Below are 23,383 nucleotides of genomic sequence, written 5' to 3' on the forward strand. Positions count from 1 at the left end.
TTAGAGACGTTTTTACGGAATACTTATACGGATCATTTAAAAATGTTTTGATATGTGGTCGCGCAACTGCGATCGCTAGGATGAGTTTGACATGAAAAGTATAGATATTAATTCCGCTAACCCAAACTTGAGCGTTGATCCCAGCCACCGTATCACCATTGAGTTTACAGGCGGTAATCAAGCCAACAAGATGCAAAGTGCTAGATGTACAGTAACAGTTCCCTATAGCTCCCTTTCTAAAAGGTTGCAGTCAATCCAGCGCTTTGGTGGCAAGATTACAAATATATCTATTCAAGGACTTCAGCCTAATTTGACCACAGTTGAACCTGTGATTGCATTAGTCGAAGACAACAAGGCTACTGTCGAAGCAACTCCTGCGATCGCGATCGAACAAGCTGTTACGACTCCTTTAGAAACTCATTCAGAGCTTACTGTGGAAAGCACTGCACAAAGTGTTACTGAAGATACCTCTGAGATAGTTTCCGAGTCTGTACCTGAAATTAAGCTTGAACATGTATCAGAACCAATTTTAGAAAATATTCCTTCAGTTATTCTTGACGACGCTCCTGAAATCAGTTCTGAAAACACTTCAGAAGCAGCAGTATCTACTTCTAAACCTGAAAAGGTTCTCTCTGAAACAACAGCTAAACCTAAAAAGACAAGGGCTTCTACTAAGACTGGACATGGTTTTAGTAAAAAGGAGCCTAGTACTCCAAGGAAAGAGCCAGTAGCGATCGCTGAGGTAGTTACTGAGCCAGAGCCTGTTATGGAAATTATTTCCGAATCCATCTCAACCAATCAAGAGCCTGTCGCTGAACCAACTGTCAAAGCCCAAAAATCGCGCACTTCTACTAAGACTAAAACTAGTAATAGTATTAGCAAGAAAGATTCTAGCCCTCAAGGACAAGAACCAGCGATCACTGAGATAGTTGCTGCGCCAGAACCAGTTGTAGAGATTGTTCCAGAAATCACTGTAGAGCCAATTTCAGAAACAGTTGTAGAGACTGCTGCAAAATTTAGTCCTGAGCAAGATACCAACCATCTTCCCGAAACCTCTTCTGAGCAAATTTCTGACATCATTCTTAATGGTCTAAAAGAAACTGTTAAGAATAATGTTGAAGCAAGTCTACCAGTCACAACAGTAGAGCCTGTAATTGAATCATCTGAAGTGGTTACACCATTATCTAAATCGAAAAAGACCAAAACCTCTAGTAAATCAGGTAATGGTTTTAACAAGCCCAAAAGTGATCTTCAAGTACCGCGATCGCCACGGAAACCCAAAAATTAGTTAAAAAGTTAATGGATATTCAGGAATTTGTAGAGAAATCGATCGGGCATTGGCGCTCACAACGTAGTGCTCATCATTTAGCATTCGGTCATTTTGAGGCTGTTCAGTCGGAGATTGATATTACTTCAGTTTCCACTGAAGCCTCAGAAGTGGTCGAACTCTGCAAAACCTACAATATCGATCCGCAAACGGTGGCATCACCATTTCGGATGAGTTGGGAAGGTCAATCTGACTGGGAAGATAGCGAAGCAATTAAAGGTAATTGCGTCTTAATCCCAGTCCCAGACCCTGTACAGCCTAGGAGAGGAAAACTACTCCGTGAACGTGGCTATGCAGAAGAAGTTGCGGCAATTGGGGAATACCACTTTACTGATGATGGTACGTTTGTGCTCATCACTGCTTATGATCGCGTAGCAGCCGAAGAAAAAATCTGGTTTGTTAATCCTAATGTGCGCTGTCGAGTATCGCTAATCAAAACCAGTGCAGGTACGGGCTTAGTCACGGCTTCTTTCTCTTCAGAGATTCGCCAAAAGTCTCAAGATGCGGATAAGTAGTGTTAGACATTGTCAACATTGCTTCCTTAAATCTGGAGGCTAAGATTTACAGCAATTTGCAATCCAATAAACCACCAACTTTTTAGAAGAAGTCTTGCTTTGCATTACTGATCAATAAAAGTTTGGATTTCACTTAGGCACACAGCGCTGTAAGTGATGTTTTGCATTATCAATTCTCATCCTGAAATCTAAAGATTAACCAATATCTCCGAAAATGATGGATAAAGCTGAAGTGACATCAACTGATTTGCTCACCCTTGCTCGTTGGATGGCAGGAGATTTTAGCAACTATAAACAAGCATCGGCTAGCCCTAAAGATTTTGCCCATATCCATGTTTTCTTTCGTCCTTTGCCTTTTGATTTCTTCTCAGGGATCGGACTCTATTCAGAACAGGTCTACGATTACGATCTATGGACTCCTTACCGTCAAGGAGTTCATCGCTTAGTCAATCGCGACAATCATATTTATATTGAGAACTTCAGTCTCAAAAATGCCATGTTTTATGCTGGCTCAGGGCGTAACTTGGACATTCTCAATACGATTTCGCCTGATGTGATTGAGCGTCGCCATAACTGCTCAATGGTATTTAGAAGAGAAGGCGATCGCTTCTTTGGAGAGGTAGAAGGGAATAGCTGCTTTATCGAGAAAAATGGCTGTAAAACCTATCTCGATAGCTATGTCGAAATCACCGAAACGACTTGGGTGAGTCTCGATAAAGGGATGGATGTTCATACCCATCAACAGGTCTGGGGTTCTACAACTGGTCCACTAAAATTTGAAAAACAGGAGAGCTTTGCCCATGAAGTCCCAACTGTCTTATAAACTTCCTGCGATCAATTTAGAGTCAAATGAAGCCAAAATGCTGCCACCAGAAGCTCAAAAAAAGATGCAATGCTGGATTCGTAGTCGCCATCTAATTTGTTCAGGAAACTTCTTTGTATTTGAAAGTGTTGACTACAGTGCCGTAGAACGTTTCTCTGAATGCGTTGTGGCTCTTGGCGGAACCGTTATTTCTGTCGATCCCGTTGGTAAAATTTGGATGGGTGATCATCGTCAAGTGCTGCTATATAGATCGAAAGCTAGCTTACACACACCTCACCATCAACTAAAGCAATATTGGATTAAGTATGGAAATTTCCGTACTAGATTTGATGCCCAACCTTAAAATTTCAAAGAGAGTTATCGCAATGACTGAACTCTTTAAGAGAGAAAATGGCGTAGCCATTTTCTCTCTTGATAGAACTATTCGTAAGCTTCAATTGGTAAGCAAGAGCAAACGAAATTGCGATCGCCAAAGGCGTTATCAATGCGCCCTACACTTGCCCAGAACTTATGTTCCTTAAGCCAAGGTGCGGGGTAAGCGGCTTGGTGGCGACTATAAGCATGAGACCAGTCATCGGCAAGTAAGGTTTCAGCAGTATGGGGGGCATTTTTGAGCGGATTGTCTAGCCTGTCGAGATCACCAGAGGCGATCGCATTTACCTCTTGCTTAATGGCGATCATCGCATCACAGAAGCGATCAAGTTCCGCTTTGGATTCACTTTCCGTTGGCTCAATCATCATCGTTCCTGCCACTGGCCAAGAAACCGTCGGTGCATGGAAACCATAGTCCATCAAACGCTTAGCAATATCATCCACCTCAATTCCTGCAATATTCTTACAATCATGGAGGTCAATAATACATTCATGGGCAACTAAGCCATTTTTGCCTGTATAGAGAATCGGATAGTGGGGCGCAAGCCGTTGAGCCATATAGTTGGCGTTGAGAATCGCTACTTCGGTAGCCAGTTTCAAGCCTTTCGCTCCCATCAAAGCAATATATACCCATGAAATTGTGAGAATACTCGCACTACCCCAAGGCGCTGCCGAGATCGCATTTGGTTCTGCAACTTCTGCCAAAGGATGCTCAGGTAAAAATGGAACTAACTGAGAAGCGACACAAATTGGTCCCATTCCCGGTCCGCCACCACCATGAGGAATGCAGAAAGTCTTATGCAGATTCAAGTGGCAGACATCCGCACCGATATCCCCTGGACGACAGAGACCGACTTGGGCATTCATGTTTGCGCCATCCATATACACCTGTCCGCCGTAATAGTGAATAGTGTCGCAAATATCCTTAATTGATTCTTCAAATACGCCGTGAGTAGAAGGATAGGTCACCATCAGCGCAGCGAGTTCATGCTGGTATTTCTCCGCCTTTGCCTTGAGGTCAGCAACATCAATATTTCCTTCTTGATCGCAATTTACGGTTACCACCTTCATCCCTGCCATGACTGCGCTTGCAGGATTAGTACCATGTGCCGAGGTGGGGATTAAGCAAATATGGCGATTGGTTTGACCTCGATGTTGATGGTAGGCGCGAATGGTGAGTAAACCTGCATATTCACCTTGAGATCCTGCATTCGGTTGAAGTGACACACCCGCAAAGCCTGTGATTTCCGCAAGCCAAGTTTCCAATTGTTGAAACAGAATCTGATAGCCTTGGGTTTGCTCCAATGGTGCAAAGGGATGAATATTGCCAAATTCAGCCCATGTCACAGGCAGCATCTCAGAAGTAGCATTGAGCTTCATCGTACAGGAACCAAGGGGAATCATCGATGTAGTCAGCGATAAATCCTTCGACTGCAAGCGATAGATATAGCGTAATAATTCTGATTCGGAATGATAGGAATTGAATGTGGTATGGGTGAGATAGGGAGAATTACGAATTAGGGAATTGGGGATTGGGAATTGGGAATTGGGAATTGGGAATTGGAGATTGGTTGTTTTTTCGTTAGCAAAAATTTCGATGAGGTCGGTTAAATCTTGTTTAGAGACGGTTTCATCTAGGCTGATGGCGATCGCATTATCAGCTAAATACCGTAAATTAATTTGTTTAGCGGCGGCTCTAGTTTTAATCTCGTCGCTAGAGATTCCCTTTAGATCAATGCGAATCGTATCGAAGAAAGCTTGATGCGTGACTGTATGACCAAGATCGGCGATCGCTTGGGCAAGACTTGCAGTTAAAAGATTAACTCGCTGAGCAATCCGTTTTAATCCCTCTGCACCATGATAAACCGCATACATACTCGCCATAATTGCCAGCAATACTTGCGCCGTACAAATATTGCTAGTTGCCTTGTCACGACGGATATGTTGCTCGCGGGTTTGCAAGGCTAGACGCAACGCAGGACGACCATGCACATCCTTGGAAACTCCCACTAAGCGTCCTGGCATTTGTCGCTTGTAGGCTTCCTTAGTTGCCATATAAGCAGCGTGAGGACCGCCATAACCAAAGGGAACACCAAATCTCTGGGCGCTACCGATCGCAATATCTGCACCCAATTCGGCAGGAGCTTTAATTAACGTGAGTGCTAATAAGTCTGCGGCGACAATCGCTAAACCACCCTGAGCATGGATTTGTGAAATAACTTCTGTGTAGTCATAGATCGCACCATCACTAGCAGGATATTGCAATAAAGCACCAAAGTAATTCTTGTCAAATACGACTTGATCATGCTTGGCAATTACTACCTCAATTCCTAAGGGAATCGCACGGGTTTTGACGACAGCGATCGTCTGTGGATGACAGTCACTGGATACAAAGAACTTATTCCCCTTATTTTTGGCAATTCCCGCCGCCATAGTCATCGCTTCCGCCGCCGCCGTTCCCTCATCTAAGAGCGAAGCATTGGCAATTTCTAAGCCCGTCAAGTCGATAATCATGGTTTGGAAATTGAGCAGAGCTTCCAAACGACCTTGAGCAATCTCGGCTTGGTAAGGCGTATATTGCGTATACCATCCTGGATTTTCCAAAATATTGCGCTGAATAATTGGTGGCGTGATGCAGTTGTAATAGCCCGTGCCGATATATGATCGCCAGACTTGGTTTTTCGAGGCGATCGCCTTCAATTCTTGTAACAGTTCATATTCCCCGCGTGCTTCCCCTAGTTGCAATGGCTGCTTAATTCTGATCGCCGCAGGCACGGTCTTATCAATCATTTCATCGAGAGAGTCACAACCGATCGCCATGAGCATTTGCTGAATTTCCGAAGAACTCGCGCCAATGTGACGACGAACAAAACTATCGGTTGGCGCAAATTCTGCATTGCTAAAGGCAGATCTGAGGTAGTCTTGAGCCGTTTGAGCTAGCGCAAAATCTGGAACCTTCAATGATGGTGTTTTGGTGGTTTCTGCAATGGTCGAGTCTTGGGTTGTCACAGCTAGAGAAGGTTCCAACATAGAGGTTATTGTGTAGAGTCATCCCCTATGCTATTACAAATTCATTACAAAGTGTTAAGCATGACTGAGTTTTGTAAATCTACAGCAAGTGGATTTAACTTTTTTGAATGCGTCCTAACGCTTGGTTCGGCTGTACCGCTTGCGATGTCACATTAACGCACTTAATGTAATAAGAATATGCGTTTTATTCGCCCTCGACTCTGATCGCGTTTGGAACTAACTGTCTTTATAAGATTGGTCTTGAAGGTTTATTGAATTGCGACTGTTTGGCGCTCTGGCAAGTTTCTTCAATATATACAGAGATCTGTCAGCACGAGCCAAAGCCTGATCGAGAGATTCTTCACGATGCCACGGAACCATGCCGATGCTGCTTGAGACTAAAATCGGTTCCCCGTTGTCTTTAATGTTCAATGTGAAACTGCCGCAGTGGGTATGGATCTCCTGTATAACTTGTTTGGTTCTGTCATGAGAACCAGTAATTAAGAACGCAAACTCGTCACCTCCCAGCCGACCCACAATATCCTCACCAAGAACTGATTGCAAGCGACGTACGACTGTACAGAGAACTTCATCCCCGAACTGATGCCCAAAGCTATCATTGAGAATCTTGAAGGAGTCTAAATCAACCATGCCCACGAAAACAGAATCAGTATGATGCAGGTTGTTGAAGCGGGAGGCGGCCTCAGCAAAGAATCCGCGTCGGTTGGCTGCACCAGTCAGAGGATCGGTGATAGATAGCTTGAGTAAAGTCAAATAGGCATTGTCTAGCCGAACCAGTAAGCTTATAAACAGTCCCACTGTGATGGGAGCGACGATTAAAGGTATAGTCACGGCGATTATTAGTGAGACCGCTAATATGAGATCGTCCGAATATTCCAGAGAAAACTGCGGCACGACCAAGGCAAGAGTCGCCAGAACAGACAGCATGATTGAGGCAGTCGTAATTATGGCAATGACACCTTTTGCACCAATTTGGCGACAGAGTATTAAGATTGCCCGCTCAAGGGGCTTTAGATGCATTTGATAACTATCCATAAATTTTTTATATTGTATCAATGCTTTAAACGATGACTCTTTTCAGCATTAAGTTAAATGTAAAAACCTAAGATATTTAACTGAACCCTGAATTCCATTAAGATCAATTGTAAGTCATTGTATGGTTCAGATTTCTAGTACTACTGACTGGACTAAAAGTATGCTCAGTTAATTAGATTTGTGTAACATGCTCTTTATGAAATTTGTTAAGCTTATCAGACAAGTAGTTTGGTAGGATAAAGAGCATTATTTAGTTAGTTATAGCTCTTAACTTTTGTGATTTTCTATGAAGCCCAATACCAAGCTCAAAAAGCAAAATTTTGGTAAGAAATTTTCTTGGACTCCATATTTATTCTTATTACCAGCGATCGCCTTTCTCTTTTTGACATCGTTCTTACCCGTATTCCAAGCCATATATTTAAGTTTTACTAATTATGATTTTGTTGGCAGTCCTGAATTTATTGGTTGGAAAAACTATCTCAATCTTTGGAAAGATCAAACTTTCTGGAAGACTTTAAGTAATACCTTAGTCTATTTAATATTTGCAGTTCCTAGCCTTATAGTTTTACCGTTAGCTTTAGCAATATTAGTCAATCAAAAACTACGCAGTATTAAATTCTTTCGAGCTATTTATTATTTCCCAGTGATTGTTTCTGTAGTAGTCGCTGGTATCGCTTGGAAATGGGTTTATGCCCAAAATGGCATCTTAAATTATTTTCTGTCAACGATTTCATTTCAAGATATCAAAATCCCTTGGTTAACTAACCCTAAAACCGCTATTTTTGCGATTATTGCCGTGGTGATTTGGCGTGGCGTTGGTTACTATATGGTCATCTATTTAGCAGGTTTACAGGCTATTCCCGTAGATTTATATGAGGCGGCGGCAATCGATGGTTCCGATGGTTGGCAAAAACATTTAGATATTACGATTCCATTAATGAAGCCATATATTATTCTCGTCGCTGTTATTTCTTCAATTGGAGCAATGAAAGTCTTTGAAGAAGTTTATATCATGTCTCAAGGAGGTCCTGCTAATAGTACAAAAACTGTGGTTTATTACTTATATGATAAAGGCTTTACGAGTTTAGAAATGGGTTATGCGTCAGCGATTGGAGTGTTTCTATTCTTAATCATTTTTATTATTTCAATTCTGACTTTTAAATTTATTAATCCAGCTAAAACTATTGGTGAAGGGAATTAGTTAATGAAGTTATTTATGGTTAAAATTTTTCTGGTTTTAGTTGGTATCACTTTGGCGATCGCACAACCTATTCACGCAGAAACCCTATCTCCAAACACTGCTCCTAAATCTCATCTCATGTTCCAATCGCAGTTCTCGCGGAATCTAGCTCAAAATCTCCTAGCAGCCAACTCTGAGGGATGTTTTATTTTGTATGACTTAAAGCGCGATCGCTATATTCGCTATAACTCTCAACATTGCCAAAAACGATTTATTCCTGCATCGACATTTAAGATCTTTAATTCCTTAGTTGCCCTCGAAACTAAAGCGATCTCTGATGAAAACACCATAATTCCTTGGAATGGCGCAGTTAACAATGAATTTACCGCATGGAATCAAGATCAAACTATGCAGACAGCCTTTACGCGATCGGTAGTTTGGTTTTATCAAGAGTTAGCTAGAAGGGCTGGCAATGAAAAAATGAGCAAGTTTATTCAGGCTGCTGACTATGGCAATCAAGATATCAGTGACAAGATTGATTCTTTTTGGTTAAATGGCAGGCTGAGAATCTCACCAGAGGAGCAAATTAAATTTTTAGTGAGGCTGTATAAAGAAGATTTACCATTCTCGCCTGCGACAATGCAAACTGTTAAAGACGTTATGGTGATTGAGCGCCAAGATAATTACACGCTCAGAGGTAAGACTGGTTGGGGTAGAGATGTTGATGGCATAAAAAACATTGGTTGGTATGTTGGTTATTTAGAAAGAGATAACAATGTTTATTTTTATGCTCTAAATATGATTAATCAAGATCCAAAATTCCCGATGATTCCTACTCGCAAGAAGATTTTATTTGACACTTTTAAGGATTTACAACTCATTGATTAATCAACAAATCTATCAACATCATTTCATCTAAATCATGAAAAGTAAAAAACTAAAATCATCATCAAATATCCTTAATAATATTCCTCAATTTATTCTTTTAATTGCGATCGCCACTTTAACGGTATTTCCTTTGCTCTGGCTAGTAAGCACCGCTTTTAAATCACCAAGCGAAAATATTTTTCAGGCTACACCACAACTCTTACCTGCCCAGCCCACCTTTGAGAATTTCCTCAAGGTCTGGAAAAATTCCCGTTTCGATCTTTATCTTTGGAATAGTTTTTTGGTTGCTAGCGTCACCGTCGTTTTAAATTTACTATTCTGCTCCCTCGCCGCTTTTCCCCTTGCCAGACTAAATTTTAAAGGACGAGATTCGATATTTTGGGCGATCGTTGGCACAACAATGATTCCATTCCAAATTACGATGATTCCCCTATATATTCTTGCCGTGCAGCTCAATCTCAAAAATACCTATGCTGGCTTGATTTTTCCCTATGTAATTTCTGCCTTTGGTATATTTCTACTACGTCAAGCCTTCCAAAGCGTTCCCAAAGAAATGGAAGAAGCGGCGCGAATGGATGGTTGCTCTAGTATGGGAATTTGGTGGCATGTGATGTTACCTGCGGCGCGTCCTGCGCTAACAACCCTTGCTGTATTTACCTTTGTAGCAATGTGGGGCGATTTTTTATGGCCGTTGGTGATCGTCGATAAGGCTGAGCTTTATACATTACCGAGGGGGATTGCTAGTCTGGCAAGTGCCTTCTCTGAGGATTGGCGCTTAATTGCCGCAGGTTCTGCGATTTCGATGCTACCCGTATTTATCGTGTTTGTATTTCTGCAACGCTACATCATTCCTACCGAGGCTAGTATTGGAGTCAAAGGATAAAGACGACGCGCTGCGTCGTCTTTATCCTTTGACTTGTTGCTCTTGCCATAGTTTTGAACTTAGGGTAGTTTATGATTCTTAAGACTTGAGTTTTAAATTTAATATAGATTTAATATTTTCAGTCAGCCTGCCCACTATCCTGTTCAGAAACTTCAGCAAATTTAAGGGAAGCAATCCGCACATAAAAATGAGCATCTGTAAGACATTTCAAGGCTTTATTTTTCAAAACCTGATTTATTTGCTTCCGATCGCAATCTTGTCACCAACCTTAGCGATCACCTCCCCTGTTGCCGCTCAATCACAGGCATCGCCTAGCTCACCAGCGATCACGCAAAATATCATCTATGTAAATCCCCAAACAGGTAGCGATCGCCCAGAGCAAGGAAGCAATACTGCACCGTTTAAAACAATTACCTATGCGATAAGTCGCGCTGAAGCTGGACAGATTATTCAACTAGCCTATGGAACCTATAGTAGTGCTACGGGTGAGCAGTTCCCAATACGTCTACGTCCTAATGTGACATTAAGGGGTAACGAAGCCACTAAGGGCAAAGGCATCATCATTCTGGGTGGGGGAACATTACGCACAGGATCGGGGTTTCCTCAAAATGTGGCGATCGCACTTAGCGATGGAGCAGAATTGAGAGGCGTGACTGTGACGAATCCTAATCCTAGAGGTTATGGACTGTGGATTGAGAATGCTAGTCCTGCGATCGCCAATAATACTTTGATCGATAATCAGCAAGATGGCGGCTTAATTACGGGTAAATCAACGGCGATTATTTCAGCAAATCAATTCTTTCGCAATGGAACCAGTGGTTTAGCGATCGAGGGTGAAGCTAGTCCAGATATTCGCGGTAATCTATTTCAGCAAACCACTTTTGGGATGAGTATTCGCCAAGATGCGGCTCCCCAAATCACGGAAAATACTTTTACTCAAAATCAAAATGGACTCCTAATCCAATCCAATGCCAGACCCATTTTGCGCGGCAATGCGATCATCAATAATCGTGCTTATGGCGTAACAATTTCTGATACTGCCAAGCCAGATCTGGGCAAACCTAACGATGATGGTAACAACACTTTTCAGGGAAATGGCACATTCGATCTACAAAATGTCAGCCGTAATGCGGTTGCTGTGATTGGCAATCAGTTGGACAGTAAAAGAGTGAAGGGAAACTTGCAATTGTCAGGTATACGTCCGCCAGCCAATCTATTTGCTAGTCTTGCTAGCAGTCCTTCGACAAATGTAGCAAAGGCAAATGCTGCGGTTGTGAGCAAAACCTTACCCGCCACACCCAAGAGCGATCGCTTTGCCAATATCAACCAACAACTTGAACAACAGATTGCTACCAGTCAGCCCATGAATCTTGCGCCTCCTCTTGATAATCCGCCAGCATTGGTTAGATCGACATCTTCGAGCATCAATCAAGGCAATCAAGCAAATAATCCTTTCTGGTACGAGCCTGTTACCTCTGTAATCATTAGAATTACACCTAAGAGTTTTAACTCTCCCATACCTGCTAATCCTGAGATTAGTACTAGTTTGCCCCCCGTTCGATCTAGTCCTCCTAGCGGCGAACCCGTCAATCAACCAATTCAAATTGCGCCACTGGCTAATACCAGTTTCAAGCCCCAAACCCCACCTCGGTATCGAGTAGTTGTGCCTGTTTCTTCACCTAACGCTGTTGCCCAAGTACGTCAAATTGTGCCAAATTCCTTTGCTTCTAGACTTAATGGCTACTTAGTAGTGCAGATTGGAGCCTATAGCGATCGCCGTATCGCTGAAGTGCAGGTGTCTCGCCTCGCCCAACAAGGTCTATCAGCAAGGATTGAGTCAATTAATCCATAGATCTAAAATAGAGGCGACACTTCGTGTCGCCTCTATTTTAGGGTTTTGCTATAAAATGCAGATATCTAAATCTTTTTTGATAATTGTCCTATGACCTTAAACAAAGTTCACCTAGTTGGACGTGCAGGACGCGACCCTGAAGTTAAATATTTTGAGTCTGGCAAAGTGGTTTGCAACTTCACGATCGCAGTTAACCGTAATACTAGCAACCGCGATGAGCCACCCGATTGGTTTGACTTAGAAATTTGGGACAAAACTGCCGAAGTTGCTAAAAACTTTGTCAGAAAGGGCAGCTTAATCGGTGTATCAGGATCACTAAAGTTTGATCGCTGGAATGATCGCACCACAGGTGATGAGCGTCAAAAGCCCGTAATTCGTGTGGATCGCCTAGAACTACTTGGCTCTCGCAAGGATAATGAAGCAGCAAGCAATAGTAGCGGTAGCTATGACGATGACTTCTAAATCCAAAAGCCTTGCTTAGCAAGGCTTTTAGTATTTTTTATTCGGTTGAATACGGTTTTCCTACCCAAAAATCAGCGATCGCATCAGTAAGAATATATTTAGATATTTTCGTTAAAGATGTAAGGAACCGATTATGTTTAATCTTGGCGAGCTAAACTCCTCCAACAACCTTTTGCTTGATTATCTCAAAAATCAATCACCTGAAACTCTAGCAACTGTCGCTCAATCTGTTAGTCCCGAAGCGCAGCAGATCATTACCCAAAATATTCAAAACTTGTTAGGTATTTTGCCTCCACAACACTTTAATGTCAGTATCACCACTGATCGTGAAAACTTAGCAGGATTGATTGGCTCGGCAATGATGACTGGTTACTTTATCCGTCAAATGGAAACGAGAATGCAGCTAGACCGTTCCTTGGATACACTATAGCCCTCATAAAGTTAAAGCCAGTGCTTTGCACCGACATAGCTTTTTATAGCTGCCGTCGATTGAGTTAGGACAAAAGCAAAACCCAGAAAGAGAATGGCGGCGCTTCGCGCCGCCATTCTCTTTCTGGGTTTTATGTCCTCATATAAATAAAAAAGGGAGCGCTAAGCGCTCCCTTTTTTATTTGTGCTTATGACTGTGAAAACGAATACCCAAGAACACATCGTATAGAAAACCAGCTAGATCGGGCATTTTGAAGATTCCCAAGGTCTGCGGTGAGCCATTAGCATCCAGCAAAGGCTTCATTTGATAATATGCTTTCTCGTAATAGTACCAAGGCACATTAGGCCACAGATGGTGAACTAAGTGATAGTTTTGACCTAATAGCAAGATATTTAAAAATCTACCTGGATAAACTCTGGCATTTTTCCAGCGCGATCGCTCAACAAAAGGACGATGAGGCAAATAGTCAAAAAACAAGCCTAACAAAAGTCCCATAACAGCTGCTGGCACAAACCAAAAGTTCATCATATAGCCAAGAAAACCATATTGATAACCAACAAATATGGTTGCAACTACAATTAAACGGCTAATCGCCCATTCTAAAAGCTCGTAATTCCTCCATAAACGACGTTGGAAAAAGAAAACTTCGTGATAGAAAAAGCGTGCAGCAATTAACCACAATGGTCCACCCGTAGAAACATAGTGATCAGGATCATCTTCCTCATCATTCACATGGGCATGGTGCTGCATATGCACCCTTGTAAATACTGGGAATACAAACCCTTGCAATATTGCAGCAATATGCCCGATCGCAGCATTAACAATGCGATTTGGGTGAGCAACGTTATGGCAAGCATCATGAATTACTGTTCCCAGTACATAAAGCGCCGAAAAATTACAAACAAATACGAGCCAGTGCGCCCAGCCCCACACCCAATACCCTGTTGTCGATGCAGTTGCTAAAACAATCGAACCCAGTAGCAGTAGTATCGTCGGATTAAATCCCTGTGCTGCACCCATCAGACCGATTGGAACAGTTAGGGCTTTGCCCTGCTGCTGCATTGTGTCACTCCTTACTCAAATTTCCTATCTTTATATCCAAATATGCATTTGGGGCTTGCCTGTTGCAAAAACCAAAAACATTTGATTGTTGCGTTTTATTACATTTTTTATTATTCCCTATGCTACCGATAATAGAGCGAGATTGCAACTGTGATTTTGAGGCAATCAGTTTTTGGAGTACAAAGAAGTTTTAAAAAAGCTTATTTTACAAGCTTTTTTAAAACTTCTTTGGGTGTTACATAATAAATCACTCAACAATAGGCTACGCGATCGCTAAGCTGCCCATCCTACATTTAGTTCCCGCAACTTACTGACAAACTATATAAACTATTTAGGGCTTACTGAAAAAGCAAGAAAAGCATACAAGCAAAGGTTTCTAAGGAGAACGAAAACAGATAAAATGCAAGAAAAAGCAAGAAAAGCTAGAAAAACCCTTGCACCAATAAAATTGCATGTACCGACAATCCCCCACAGGACAGCTATCATTCGAGAACTTCTACTTACCATTTGGCGGCAAACTATCAGGAGAAAATCGATGGGTAAGATTAGCAGAACTAGTGCCGTGGGAAGAATTTGAGAATGAATATGCAGAACAATTTAGCGAAGGACAAGGAGCACCAGCAAAACCATTTCGGATAGCACTTGGGGCGCTGATCATCAAAGAGAAGCTAGGAACAAGTGACGAAGAGACAGTAGAACAAATTCGTGAGAATCCATATTTACAATACTTCCTAGGCTTATCAGAGTACAGCGACAACGCCCCATTTGAAGCAAGCATGATGGTACATTTCCGCAAGCGATTGAATCTAGAGATCGTGGGCAGAATCAACGAACGGATTGTGAAGCCTCCTAAAGAGTCGGGACAAAAAGAGAAGGAAGCAAAGCAGTACAAGAAAGAAGAAAGAGAAGAGATAGAAGAGAAGTTAGAAGAGCAGAATATAGAAAAGGAACAGAAAGAACCAGAACCAGCAAACCAAGGAAAATTGCTGCTAGATGCAACAGTCGCGCCATCCGACATCCGTTATCCCACTGACATCAAACTGTTGAACGAAGCAAGAGAACAAACGGAAATAGTGATTGATGCTCTTTACCAACAAGTGAAAGAACAATTAGCGAAGAAACCACGCACCTATCGCCGTGAAGCAAGGACAGCGTATCTCCAAATTGCCAAACAACGCCAACCCAATCGTAAAAGGATTCGCAAAGCATTGCGCCAACAGTTGGGATATGTGCGTCGCAATCTTGCCCATATTGACACTCTAATTGCCGCAGGGGCAAAGCTATCGGAATTGAAGAGGAGTCTCTATCGGAACTTGCTAGTCGTCAGTGAAGTATATCGGCAACAACAATGGATGTACGAGCAAGGTGGTCATCGCATAGATGACCGCATCGTCAGTATTACGCAACCTCATGTGTCCGATTGTCAGAGGTAAGGCAGGAACACCTGTGGAGTTTGGCGCTAAACTCTCAGTTAGTTGTGTCGATGGTCATGCCTTTCTCGACCATCTCAGTTGGGATAACTTCAATGAATCGGGGGATTTGCAGCAACAAGTAGCATTGTTTAAATCTCGCTTTGGACATTATCCTGAAGCGGTTTACGTTGACCAGATTTACCGCACTCGCAGCAATCGCGCCTATTGTCGAAATCTCGGTATTCGGATTACGGCTCCGCCTTTGGGCAGACCTGTACCCGATGAGTTGGCGGCTATTCGCAAGCAGACTCTCGAAGATGCTAAGGTTCGCAATCAAATTGAAGGTAAGTTTGGACTGGCTAAACGACGGTTCAGTCTAAATCGCGTCATGTCCAAGTTGGCAAATACATCGGAAACGGCGATCGCTATCACTTTCTTGGTGATGAATTTGGAAGCGCTGCTCAAGCAGCTTGCTTTTTTCGGTTTGTCTTGGTTTATCTTTTGCTGGCAACTCTTTGTTCTTCCTTCTTGGAAACCCCTTTTTAACTTTAATTCTTTTTCTTGGCAATTTCCTTGTAGACACTCAAAGTATTATCCCCTTCCTCTTTGCCCACTACTTTTCCCTTAGTCTCTTTTTCAGCAAGCCCTATTTAGAGTTGCTATATCTCGTAAAAATATTCACAATATCTTCAATCTGAATTGGCTTAGTAATAAAGTCGTTCATCCCAGCATCTAGGCATAATTGGCGATCTTCTGGCAAAGCATTAGCTGTCAAAGCCACAATCCAAGGCTGCTGTTTAAAATCTTGACGAATCTTTTTAGTAGCTGTGATTCCATCGACCTTAGGCATTTGTATATCCATAAAAATTACGTCATAGTTTTCTTGGTCGAGAGCTTCTAGCACTTCTAAGCCATTGTTTGCAAGCTTCGGACTATAACCCAGACTTTCTAGAAATAATGCAAGTATCCTTTGATTAACAAGATTATCCTCAGCAATAAGGACTTGGAAATTAGCTGATGGAAGATTTGGTTGGACTAGAGGAGATAAAGTTGGTTGAATGACTTGATTGATCTCTGTTTGGCTACTTTTTGTAGGCACATTTTCCATCATGATCGTAAAGTAGAACTTGGAGCCTCGCATGTATATAGACTCAGAATTAAATATCCAATCATCAGGAGGATTGCCACCGATTCGCCCATTGGTCTCCACCCAAATAGTCCCCCCCATTAACTCCACTAAACTTTTGCTGATTGCTAGCCCTAGTCCTGTTCCACCATATTTGCGACTAATGGAAGAATCAGCTTGAGTAAAGGGTTGAAACAATAAGTTTAGTTGCTCGTATTCAATACCAATACCTGTATCTGCAACTGTGAAAATTAATTCGCATGATTTATCGCAATTGTCGCCGCTATAGCTAGAAGATAAACGAGATGTAACGGAGATCTCCACATGACCTTGGAGGGTAAATTTAATGGCATTACCTAACAGATTAATTAAAACTTGACGAATCCGCGAAGCATCACCTGAAAGCTCTTTGGCAATCTCAGGATTTATCGAATATTGAATGTTGAGACTTCTATCTTTCGCTTGTTTGCTTAAAAGTTCGCAGACCGATTTAATAATATCTTCCAAAAATAAAGGTTGGCTTTCTATTTTTAGCATTCCTGATTCAATTTTAGAAAAATCAAGAATGTCATTAATGATCGTTAACAGTGCATTACCGCTATCACGGATAACTTGTACATAATCTCTTTGATCTTCTGTCAATTTAGTAGTTGCTAGTAAATCTGCCATTCCAATTACACCATTCATCGGGGTACGGATTTCATGGCTCATATTGGCTAAAAAAGCACTCTTTGCAGCATTTGATGCTTCAGCCATCTCTTTAGCGTGAGCAAGAGCTATTTCTTTTAGCTCTAGCAATCGTACCTGTTTGATCGCTTCTTCCAATTTTTGTTGTTGTTCATGTAAACTAGTTACAAAAGCAAGGGTTTTATTAATCGTAATTTCTAAGTCTTCAAAATCAATTGGTTTAGTTACAAAGTCAAAAGCACCGCAATTCATCGCCATTCGGATATTTTGCATATCCCCATAGGCTGAAACTACTACTGCTTTTAAGTTCTGATCAAGTTCTGCCAATTTGGAGATTAAGGATAAACCATCCATTTCTGGCATCCTAATATCAGTTAGAACCATGGATATACAATGCGAGCCTTTCAAGATTTCGATTGCTTCTATCCCATTTGAAGCAAATATAAAATCTAGTTCTTCAGCTTGAATTCTTTTTCTAAATCTCTGTTTAAAAAGTCTTTGGACTTCAATTTCGTCATCAACTACTAAAATCGATTTTACTTTATTTTTCATAATTTAAAGCTGCCCAGATTTGCCAAAAACCAACTAAAATTCTTATTCAATGTAGCTATCTCAAATCACTTATAGGATCGTGGTGATTTGATTGTCTTGCGACCTCAGTGTCAGTGACTTCCATCAAATCATTTAAGACTGCTAGACAATACTTCCGTTTGACTTAATAGTAGATAGAATTTATGAGTCATTGTCATTGCCTGACAGATATTTTAGAAATTATAGAAATAATTTATAAACTTTATAGGGTTTTCACATAATAAATCTTGGATTTGAACTATAATATATCTCCTAACTGATACATATAGCAAAGATAAATAGTTTCTTAAAATCTCTATTTATAGCAATGGTGTTATCGCAATATTGCGAGTATAAAAAATAGTTACTCATACAATTACATATTCTTACATGTTATTTTACTACGTTATTAATAACATGTTAACTTGTTGTACCAATTCATTATGTTAAATAGACGGCATTTTAACAGGCTCTCTTTGGGATTATTGGGAATAGCAAATCGCTCTTGATCATGTCTTCTATCGCAATCAAGTTCAAAAAGAACGTAGCTACTAGGCTATGCCATTGTGGCAATCAGACGACTATATTCACTACAGGGAAAACCTCATAGAAGAAATTGGATTTACACAACAGGATGTTCCGAGAGAATGGGTTTTGGCAATTTTGGCGAACTGCTCAAACACTGTTACGAGCTAAAAAACATCCAAATATTTATGGTGTTGGTTTATGTAAGTAGCTAGACATAAGTAAACTAAAAACCGAGAAGTTTGTTCCGCCCGCGTAGCGGGCGGAACAAACTCTGGTTTTGGGTTTTAATTAAGTTGAGCTACTTATGTCTGCAATTGGGTTTGATCCATACACATCTCCAGAGATGTGTATGGATGCCTATGATGTCTCTGTAGTTAGCGATGATGAACAACTCCTGCTATCGAAGCCAGAAAACCGCCAAAAATTTATGACTGCATTAAGGGAGTTTACCAATTTTTATTTGCAGGGATAAGTCCCACCTGTGGCATCTCAGTGGTTAGGTGCGGGTAATAACAATAGTTTACTCAATGGCGAAATCGTAATGACTCAAAACCTAACATTATCAATTCCTCTTACCCAAAAACTATCTAATCCTAGGTAGTCCTAAAAAGGTAAGGATAGGCGGCGCTTCGCGCCGCCTATCCTTACCCATAGAAAAACTACTATGAGGATGATGGAGTTTTTTCTGGGGTAATTGGGGACTCAATCGGAGGAGGTGGAAGCACAGGAAGATTATCCACTACTGGTTCTGTAACTGGCTGTAAGACTGACTCGGTAATAGCTGGTGCTGGTGAATTGACAATTGGCTGAACTGGAGTTGTATTTGGCTCAGGTACATTCATCGGCGGCTCTGGAGATCGCACAGGTTGGGAATTAAGAGGAATAGTCACAGCCGTCGGTTTAGAGATTTCTGCTTCCCTTTGACGACGATCTTCTGCTAATTTTCTTTGTTCAGCCTCTTGAGCAGCTAGCTGATCAGCCTCCTGACGACGACGTTCCTCGTTTTGGCGTTGAAATTGAGAACCTTCTTCTTCAAAGGTAACGCGCACTTTCACATTAGTTCGCCCCCCCTCAGGCACAGTTTGCGGATTAAATTGCCATTTGCCCATCGCTTCAATAGTTTCGCGATCGGTCTGCTCATCACCGCTAGACTGGCGCAGTCGCACATTAGTAACTCGACCATCGGGTGTAATGTCATAGGTCACTCTGGGAGTACCTTCCTTACCACGATATTGAGGTTTAGGGCAACTGAGACATTCCAGTTTTACGGATCTAGTTTCTACAGGTGGGGCGGGGGGTGAAGCACTAGTTTGAGTACCTTTACTATCTGGTTTACCATTGGTAATTCCACCAACGACACCATTCTTCTTGCCATCGGGATTACCATTCTTTTTACCACCCAGAATAAATCCTGTCGGAATTTTGTTGTTACCAAAACCAGAACCAATTCCATTATTGGCAATAATTGAACCACCTCCCTGTGGCACTTTAACATCACTAGTGTTTTGGGTTGTCAATGGATTTAAATCATCAGGAGCCGCAGCATCTTTACCTTCTTTTACGGGTGTGATCGTTTCGGGCGCAATGGCGATCGCTACAGGAGCAGTTTCAATCTGGGGAATCTCTTCATTTACAGGGAGAATTGGTTCTGGTTCTTTGGGTATTTCGGGAAATTTTTCTTCAGTGGATTGTTTTGCTTCAACCACTATTTCGATGGTGTCGTCTGGCTCTTTGTTAGTTGTTTTCCATAGAGTCGGGACTGGTGCAATTAGAACTGCTGCATGAACACAGGAAGATCCAACTAAGCCTATGAATATTATGGATGTTAAAGCTTTGTTTTCTTTTTTCACTAGAGCGTCAACAAGTTTAGGTTCATGCATAGATTGATCTCCAAGTTAGTATGTAATCATTTAATTGTTTTTGGTAGCGATCGCCATTTTGACATGGGGAATTTGCCGCAGTTGATCCATAATTTGCACGACATCGCCATGCTGGACGCTGCGATCGGCATTGAGAACAACGACAAGATCTTGGTTAGGTTCTAATAGCTGCTTGACGCGATCGCTAACTTCGGTAATGCCAATTTTTTGCTTGTTTAGAAATACTTCCGCCTTTTCATTAATGCTAATTGTGGCGCGAGCAGGAGTTTTTTGGAGCGTTCCTGACTGTGCTTTGGGGAGGCTAACGGGAAGTCCTTCGGTGCGATTTAGGAATAATGAGGACATCACAAAAAAAGTTAGCAATGCAAAAATTACATCCATGAGAGGCAAAATATTTTTGACCTCAATTGGTTGACCAGTCAGGTCATGATTTTGGCGGCGGCGCGTTCTTCTAGACATGAGTTTTTACCTGTCGGTGCGATCGCAGATGTTGCAGTTCTAATTGAGCGCAGGACTCGTCCATATAGGTTATTTGCTGAGTATAGAGCGAACGAAAAATGCTTGCAGCAATCAAAGCCATGACTGCCACAACCAATCCAACTGCGGTGGATATTAGTGCTTCGCTAATGCCTCCTGTTACATTGAGGGATTTAGAACCACCAACATCACCAAGGGTAAGAGAACCAAAGGAAGTAATTAATCCTGTTACCGTGCCAAGCAATCCTAATAGAGGGGCTAGTCCTACAATAATTTCAAACACATTGTTAAAACGTTTGAGAAGAGATTCCTCGGACTGAGTTCTAGCTTCTAGAGCTAGGGAAAATTCAGTGGGTGTGGCATCAGGGATCGATAGCGCTTCTAAATAGATGCGAGCGATCGCTAAATTTAGATGTTGTTGAAGGAATTCTGCTGCTTGGCTAGGGGATTCTTGATAAATTTGTAACGCAGTTCTAACGATGCGTTTTTGATGTTTATTAATACGTGACCAAAAAACAGTTCGTTCGATTGCTAAAGTAACTACCAGAAACGAACAAATCATTAGTGGAATAATTGTAATTCCACCAGCAACGAGAGTATCAAGAAGCTTGGACATATATTAGCAAAGTTGTAGTTTTTAAAACCAAGGAAATTAATTCTTTTAGATTTTTACCGTTTCCATTAGAAAAGTCATACCAACTAAAGCAAGGCTCCATTTATCACGGGATCAATTACCTGAATGCCTTCGCGAAAATATGATTAAGAATGGAGCAAGCATAGAATTAACCGAAGAGTAATTGAGAATTACTACTAATAACTAGTTTGAATATAAACCTAATTAGGAATTAATGTCAACTAGTTTCTGAGGCATCCTCTATCATCTCCAAGCAATATCTCATCAAAAAAAGAGGCGGCGCTTCGCGCCGCCTCTTTTTTTGATGAGATAGCAATTAACTCACGATCGCCTGTAGCTTATTGCAAGCTTTGGTGATTGCGTCGATGCTTCCGGGATTAACTAATCCGTAATAGTCGAAGGTATAAACGCGATCGCTAGTGACAGCATCAAGTTTGTTCCAAAAGGGAGTTTCCTTTAATTTATTAATCGTGCCGTCACCTATATCAACGAGAATAAGAACCTTCGGATTGGATTCTAAAACCTTTTCCGCAGATAGTGTGATGTAACCACGCATAGGACTTTGTCCTTGTATCTCGGCAGCTACATTATCAATCTGGAATTGGGTTAATAAGTCCCCCGCCCAACTGTTCTTATTAGGGGCAAGGATTGGTTGGGAACTGACCAAAACGAGGGTTGGTTCTGGCTTTGCCGATTTAGCTGGTAGGAGGGATTGATAGGACTGAATTAGCGCCGTGGGATCGGCTTGAATTTCGGTGGCGATCGCTTTTGTTAATTCTGCTAAGGACTGCCAACTAGTAATACTAGAAGTCATAGTTTTGATACCCAATCCCTTGAGTTTTGCCAAAATTTGATCGTGAAATCCCGTAGCGCCAATTACTAAGTCAGGCTTGAGCGCAATGATTTTCTCTAAGTTAGGTGGGGTTTGACCTTCACTAATTTGAGTAATTTTCGATAGGTCTGCATTCTCTCTCAACAATCGGCTTCCGGGAATACCAACTAATTTGTTTTTATCAAGGCGATAGATAATATCTGCGGACAATGAAGTTAGGGCAACTACTTTAGAAGCACCAACGGGCTTGACTTCTGCAACTTGGGATTTAGAAGGATTATTGGCAGTTGGAGCCACAGATTGAGAAGGGATCGCGGGATTACAAGCTACGGTAAATATGGCGATTAAGGTAATTACTAACCAATTTCTAAGTGATCGCATGAATTGAAATACTCGATAAATCATCTTCTCTAATATAGCGGTTAGGTTTTTAAGGTTTTTTTGGAGTGGCTTTGCCACTCCAAAAAATGATGTTTATTCACTTAAAACATTGGCGATCGCCTGTTTTTGTTCAGCGTCATAGCCCCATTTCTCAAGGAATGTTGCATACTCGCCATTGTTTGCAATAGCAGAATCTTGCATTTGCTTGGCAATGGCACGAACTTCGGGCAAATCAACTTTTTCGATTAATAGGGCAGTGCGTTTAGCGACGCGATCGGAATCATTAGCTTGATCAGGGTTACCATTGCGGCGATGGGTGATAGCCATCGCCGTGGACATGGCGAGATTTTTGACTAGCAACTCAGAGATCGCCTTGGGTTCTGCTTGTAAGGCTTGAATGATCGCAGGGCTAGGATTGTCAGCGAGTTCCCATGCACCTGTTAAGAAGCACACGAAAAAACCTCTGGCTCCATTGGAAGTTTTGACAAGGTTGGTGATTTCCGCTTGCAGTTGAGCATCATCGAGATCGCTGCGGGATAGCAGGGTTTCAGTATAGGAGATCGCTTCTTCAAAGGTCATTGGTTGCTGAGTAGGTTTATGTGGTTGCAACAAGCTTAGCAAATGTCCTTCGGGCGATCGCATGGCGGCAACTTTACCAAAGGCAGGTTCCCGTACCCGCCCCTGTAAGGATGCGCCGAGGGACTCTAACTTAGCGATCGTTTCCTGCAAATTCTCCACATGAAAACTAAGAATAGGTGATCCACCTACTTCTGCTTGGTTTTCTGCACCATGAATAATGATTTTTGTGCCATTGGCATCTAGCTCTGCCATGTTAGGACTAGCATTGACCACAGTCAGCCCTAAGCCTTCTTCATAGAACTTCACCGCCGCAGGGACATCTTTAATCATCAGCATAATGTGACGGAATTGAATAGTCATTTTGAATTTCTCCTAAATAGAAAAAGAATTGATGCTGATGTGTCGTGCCACGCACGAC

General features: G+C 41.8%; 20 protein-coding genes and 1 pseudogene. 12 read left to right on the plus strand and 9 right to left on the minus strand.

Translation table 11 applies throughout. The annotated features are described in order from the left end of the window. Positions 1 to 91: 91 nt before the first annotated feature. The 4 genes from ABM313_RS09450 (at position 92) to ABM313_RS09465 (ending at position 3,008) form a co-directional block, all read left to right on the plus strand. The gene (locus ABM313_RS09450; protein ID WP_434687538.1) at positions 92 to 1,288 is read left to right on the plus strand and encodes a phycobilisome linker polypeptide; all 1,197 of its coding nucleotides are present in this window, start codon (positions 92 to 94) and stop codon (positions 1,286 to 1,288) included. Between the two features lie 11 nt (positions 1,289 to 1,299). Continuing rightward, positions 1,300 to 1,842, plus strand: coding sequence for a phycobiliprotein lyase (locus tag ABM313_RS09455; RefSeq protein WP_434687540.1), 543 nt, complete (start codon positions 1,300 to 1,302; stop codon positions 1,840 to 1,842). A 214-nt stretch (positions 1,843 to 2,056) separates the two neighbouring features. Next, positions 2,057 to 2,665: a chromophore lyase CpcT/CpeT gene (locus ABM313_RS09460; RefSeq protein WP_434687541.1), complete on the plus strand. Its 609-nt coding sequence runs from the start codon at positions 2,057 to 2,059 to the stop codon at positions 2,663 to 2,665. Continuing rightward, complete coding sequence (locus ABM313_RS09465; protein ID WP_434687542.1) at positions 2,643 to 3,008, plus strand: CpeR family transcriptional regulator; 366 nt, start codon at positions 2,643 to 2,645, stop codon at positions 3,006 to 3,008. Before ABM313_RS09460 ends, ABM313_RS09465 begins: the two co-directional genes overlap by 23 nt. A gap of 77 nt (positions 3,009 to 3,085) precedes the next feature. On the opposite strand, the gene gcvP is transcribed toward ABM313_RS09465, so the two are convergent. Both gcvP and ABM313_RS09475 read right to left on the minus strand, forming a co-directional pair. Continuing rightward, on the minus strand, positions 3,086 to 6,067 hold the full coding sequence (gene gcvP, locus ABM313_RS09470) for an aminomethyl-transferring glycine dehydrogenase (RefSeq protein WP_434687544.1): 2,982 nt from the start codon (positions 6,065 to 6,067) through the stop codon (positions 3,086 to 3,088). 216 nt (positions 6,068 to 6,283) lie between these two features. Continuing rightward, the gene (locus tag ABM313_RS09475) at positions 6,284 to 6,898 is read right to left on the minus strand and encodes a GGDEF domain-containing protein (RefSeq protein WP_434687545.1); all 615 of its coding nucleotides are present in this window, start codon (positions 6,896 to 6,898) and stop codon (positions 6,284 to 6,286) included. A 490-nt stretch (positions 6,899 to 7,388) separates the two neighbouring features. Between ABM313_RS09475 and ABM313_RS09480 the strand changes: the two genes are divergently transcribed. The 6 genes from ABM313_RS09480 (at position 7,389) to ABM313_RS09505 (ending at position 12,797) form a co-directional block, all read left to right on the plus strand. Beyond that, on the plus strand, positions 7,389 to 8,303 hold the full coding sequence (locus ABM313_RS09480; protein ID WP_434687548.1) for a carbohydrate ABC transporter permease: 915 nt from the start codon (positions 7,389 to 7,391) through the stop codon (positions 8,301 to 8,303). A gap of 15 nt (positions 8,304 to 8,318) precedes the next feature. Next, positions 8,319 to 9,170: a class D beta-lactamase gene (gene blaOXA, locus ABM313_RS09485; RefSeq protein WP_434687549.1), complete on the plus strand. Its 852-nt coding sequence runs from the start codon at positions 8,319 to 8,321 to the stop codon at positions 9,168 to 9,170. Between the two features lie 34 nt (positions 9,171 to 9,204). Beyond that, entirely contained in the window at positions 9,205 to 10,053 is an 849-nt protein-coding gene (locus ABM313_RS09490) for a carbohydrate ABC transporter permease (RefSeq protein ID WP_434687550.1), read from the plus strand. A gap of 187 nt (positions 10,054 to 10,240) precedes the next feature. Continuing rightward, complete coding sequence (locus ABM313_RS09495) at positions 10,241 to 11,905, plus strand: DUF1565 domain-containing protein (protein ID WP_434687551.1); 1,665 nt, start codon at positions 10,241 to 10,243, stop codon at positions 11,903 to 11,905. A 90-nt stretch (positions 11,906 to 11,995) separates the two neighbouring features. Then, positions 11,996 to 12,367 (plus strand): single-stranded DNA-binding protein, encoded by a 372-nt coding sequence (locus tag ABM313_RS09500; RefSeq protein ID WP_434687553.1) that lies wholly within the window; start codon positions 11,996 to 11,998, stop codon positions 12,365 to 12,367. Between the two features lie 133 nt (positions 12,368 to 12,500). Continuing rightward, the gene (locus ABM313_RS09505; protein WP_434687555.1) at positions 12,501 to 12,797 is read left to right on the plus strand and encodes a DUF760 domain-containing protein; all 297 of its coding nucleotides are present in this window, start codon (positions 12,501 to 12,503) and stop codon (positions 12,795 to 12,797) included. A gap of 177 nt (positions 12,798 to 12,974) precedes the next feature. On the opposite strand, the gene crtR is transcribed toward ABM313_RS09505, so the two are convergent. Next, the gene (gene crtR / locus ABM313_RS09510; protein WP_434687557.1) at positions 12,975 to 13,859 is read right to left on the minus strand and encodes a beta-carotene hydroxylase; all 885 of its coding nucleotides are present in this window, start codon (positions 13,857 to 13,859) and stop codon (positions 12,975 to 12,977) included. Positions 13,860 to 14,311: 452 nt separating this feature from the next. On the opposite strand from crtR, the gene ABM313_RS09515 reads away from it, so the two are divergent. Continuing rightward, a protein-coding gene (locus tag ABM313_RS09515) for an IS5 family transposase (protein WP_434687559.1) occupies positions 14,312 to 15,899 on the plus strand; the annotation gives its coding sequence in 2 pieces (ribosomal slippage) (positions 14,312 to 15,276 and positions 15,275 to 15,899; 1,590 coding nt in all). A gap of 18 nt (positions 15,900 to 15,917) precedes the next feature. On the opposite strand, the gene ABM313_RS09520 is transcribed toward ABM313_RS09515, so the two are convergent. Further along, positions 15,918 to 17,636, minus strand: a complete 1,719-nt coding sequence (locus tag ABM313_RS09520) for a response regulator (protein WP_434687561.1) — start codon at positions 17,634 to 17,636, stop codon at positions 15,918 to 15,920. Between the two features lie 850 nt (positions 17,637 to 18,486). On the opposite strand from ABM313_RS09520, the gene ABM313_RS09525 reads away from it, so the two are divergent. Further along, entirely contained in the window at positions 18,487 to 18,654 is a 168-nt protein-coding gene (locus ABM313_RS09525) for a hypothetical protein (protein WP_434687563.1), read from the plus strand. 190 nt (positions 18,655 to 18,844) lie between these two features. Here ABM313_RS09525 and ABM313_RS09530 read toward each other — a convergent pair whose 3' ends face one another. From ABM313_RS09530 to ABM313_RS09550, 5 genes and pseudogenes are all read right to left on the minus strand, one after another. Beyond that, positions 18,845 to 20,062: a TonB family protein gene (locus ABM313_RS09530; RefSeq protein WP_434687564.1), complete on the minus strand. Its 1,218-nt coding sequence runs from the start codon at positions 20,060 to 20,062 to the stop codon at positions 18,845 to 18,847. Between the two features lie 30 nt (positions 20,063 to 20,092). Next, the gene (locus tag ABM313_RS09535) at positions 20,093 to 20,521 is read right to left on the minus strand and encodes an ExbD/TolR family protein (protein WP_434687565.1); all 429 of its coding nucleotides are present in this window, start codon (positions 20,519 to 20,521) and stop codon (positions 20,093 to 20,095) included. Continuing rightward, a complete protein-coding gene (locus ABM313_RS09540) occupies positions 20,514 to 21,155 on the minus strand; it encodes a MotA/TolQ/ExbB proton channel family protein (RefSeq protein ID WP_434687566.1) in 642 nt (213 codons plus the stop codon). The genes ABM313_RS09535 and ABM313_RS09540 overlap by 8 nt, the downstream gene beginning before the upstream one ends. Positions 21,156 to 21,489: 334 nt before the next feature. Then, positions 21,490 to 22,410 (minus strand): ABC transporter substrate-binding protein, encoded by a 921-nt coding sequence (locus tag ABM313_RS09545; RefSeq protein ID WP_434687567.1) that lies wholly within the window; start codon positions 22,408 to 22,410, stop codon positions 21,490 to 21,492. 576 nt (positions 22,411 to 22,986) lie between these two features. Then, positions 22,987 to 23,325 (minus strand): annotated as a pseudogene (locus ABM313_RS09550) (VOC family protein); the annotation flags it as partial. Between the last annotated feature and the right edge of the window lie 58 nt (positions 23,326 to 23,383).

This window comes from Pseudanabaena minima str. Chao 2107 (genome assembly GCF_051131155.1).
Taxonomy (GTDB): Bacteria; Cyanobacteriota; Cyanobacteriia; order Pseudanabaenales; family Pseudanabaenaceae; genus Pseudanabaena; species Pseudanabaena minima.

Bases quoted from the DNA above. Each gene is read 5' to 3' on its own strand.
- ABM313_RS09450 (WP_434687538.1), top strand. From the start codon at position 92: ATGAAAAGTATAGATATTAATTCCGCTAACCCAAACTTGAGCGTTGAT.
- ABM313_RS09455 (WP_434687540.1), top strand. From the start codon at position 1,300: ATGGATATTCAGGAATTTGTAGAGAAATCGATCGGGCATTGGCGCTCA.
- ABM313_RS09460 (WP_434687541.1), top strand. From the start codon at position 2,057: ATGATGGATAAAGCTGAAGTGACATCAACTGATTTGCTCACCCTTGCT.
- ABM313_RS09465 (WP_434687542.1), top strand. From the start codon at position 2,643: ATGAAGTCCCAACTGTCTTATAAACTTCCTGCGATCAATTTAGAGTCA.
- gcvP (WP_434687544.1), bottom strand. From the start codon at position 6,067: ATGTTGGAACCTTCTCTAGCTGTGACAACCCAAGACTCGACCATTGCA.
- ABM313_RS09480 (WP_434687548.1), top strand. From the start codon at position 7,389: ATGAAGCCCAATACCAAGCTCAAAAAGCAAAATTTTGGTAAGAAATTT.
- blaOXA (WP_434687549.1), top strand. From the start codon at position 8,319: ATGGTTAAAATTTTTCTGGTTTTAGTTGGTATCACTTTGGCGATCGCA.
- ABM313_RS09490 (WP_434687550.1), top strand. From the start codon at position 9,205: ATGAAAAGTAAAAAACTAAAATCATCATCAAATATCCTTAATAATATT.
- ABM313_RS09495 (WP_434687551.1), top strand. From the start codon at position 10,241: ATGAGCATCTGTAAGACATTTCAAGGCTTTATTTTTCAAAACCTGATT.
- ABM313_RS09500 (WP_434687553.1), top strand. From the start codon at position 11,996: ATGACCTTAAACAAAGTTCACCTAGTTGGACGTGCAGGACGCGACCCT.
- ABM313_RS09505 (WP_434687555.1), top strand. From the start codon at position 12,501: ATGTTTAATCTTGGCGAGCTAAACTCCTCCAACAACCTTTTGCTTGAT.
- crtR (WP_434687557.1), bottom strand. From the start codon at position 13,859: ATGCAGCAGCAGGGCAAAGCCCTAACTGTTCCAATCGGTCTGATGGGT.
- ABM313_RS09520 (WP_434687561.1), bottom strand. From the start codon at position 17,636: ATGAAAAATAAAGTAAAATCGATTTTAGTAGTTGATGACGAAATTGAA.
- ABM313_RS09525 (WP_434687563.1), top strand. From the start codon at position 18,487: ATGTCTGCAATTGGGTTTGATCCATACACATCTCCAGAGATGTGTATG.
- ABM313_RS09530 (WP_434687564.1), bottom strand. From the start codon at position 20,062: ATGCATGAACCTAAACTTGTTGACGCTCTAGTGAAAAAAGAAAACAAA.
- ABM313_RS09535 (WP_434687565.1), bottom strand. From the start codon at position 20,521: ATGTCTAGAAGAACGCGCCGCCGCCAAAATCATGACCTGACTGGTCAA.
- ABM313_RS09540 (WP_434687566.1), bottom strand. From the start codon at position 21,155: ATGTCCAAGCTTCTTGATACTCTCGTTGCTGGTGGAATTACAATTATT.
- ABM313_RS09545 (WP_434687567.1), bottom strand. From the start codon at position 22,410: ATGATTTATCGAGTATTTCAATTCATGCGATCACTTAGAAATTGGTTA.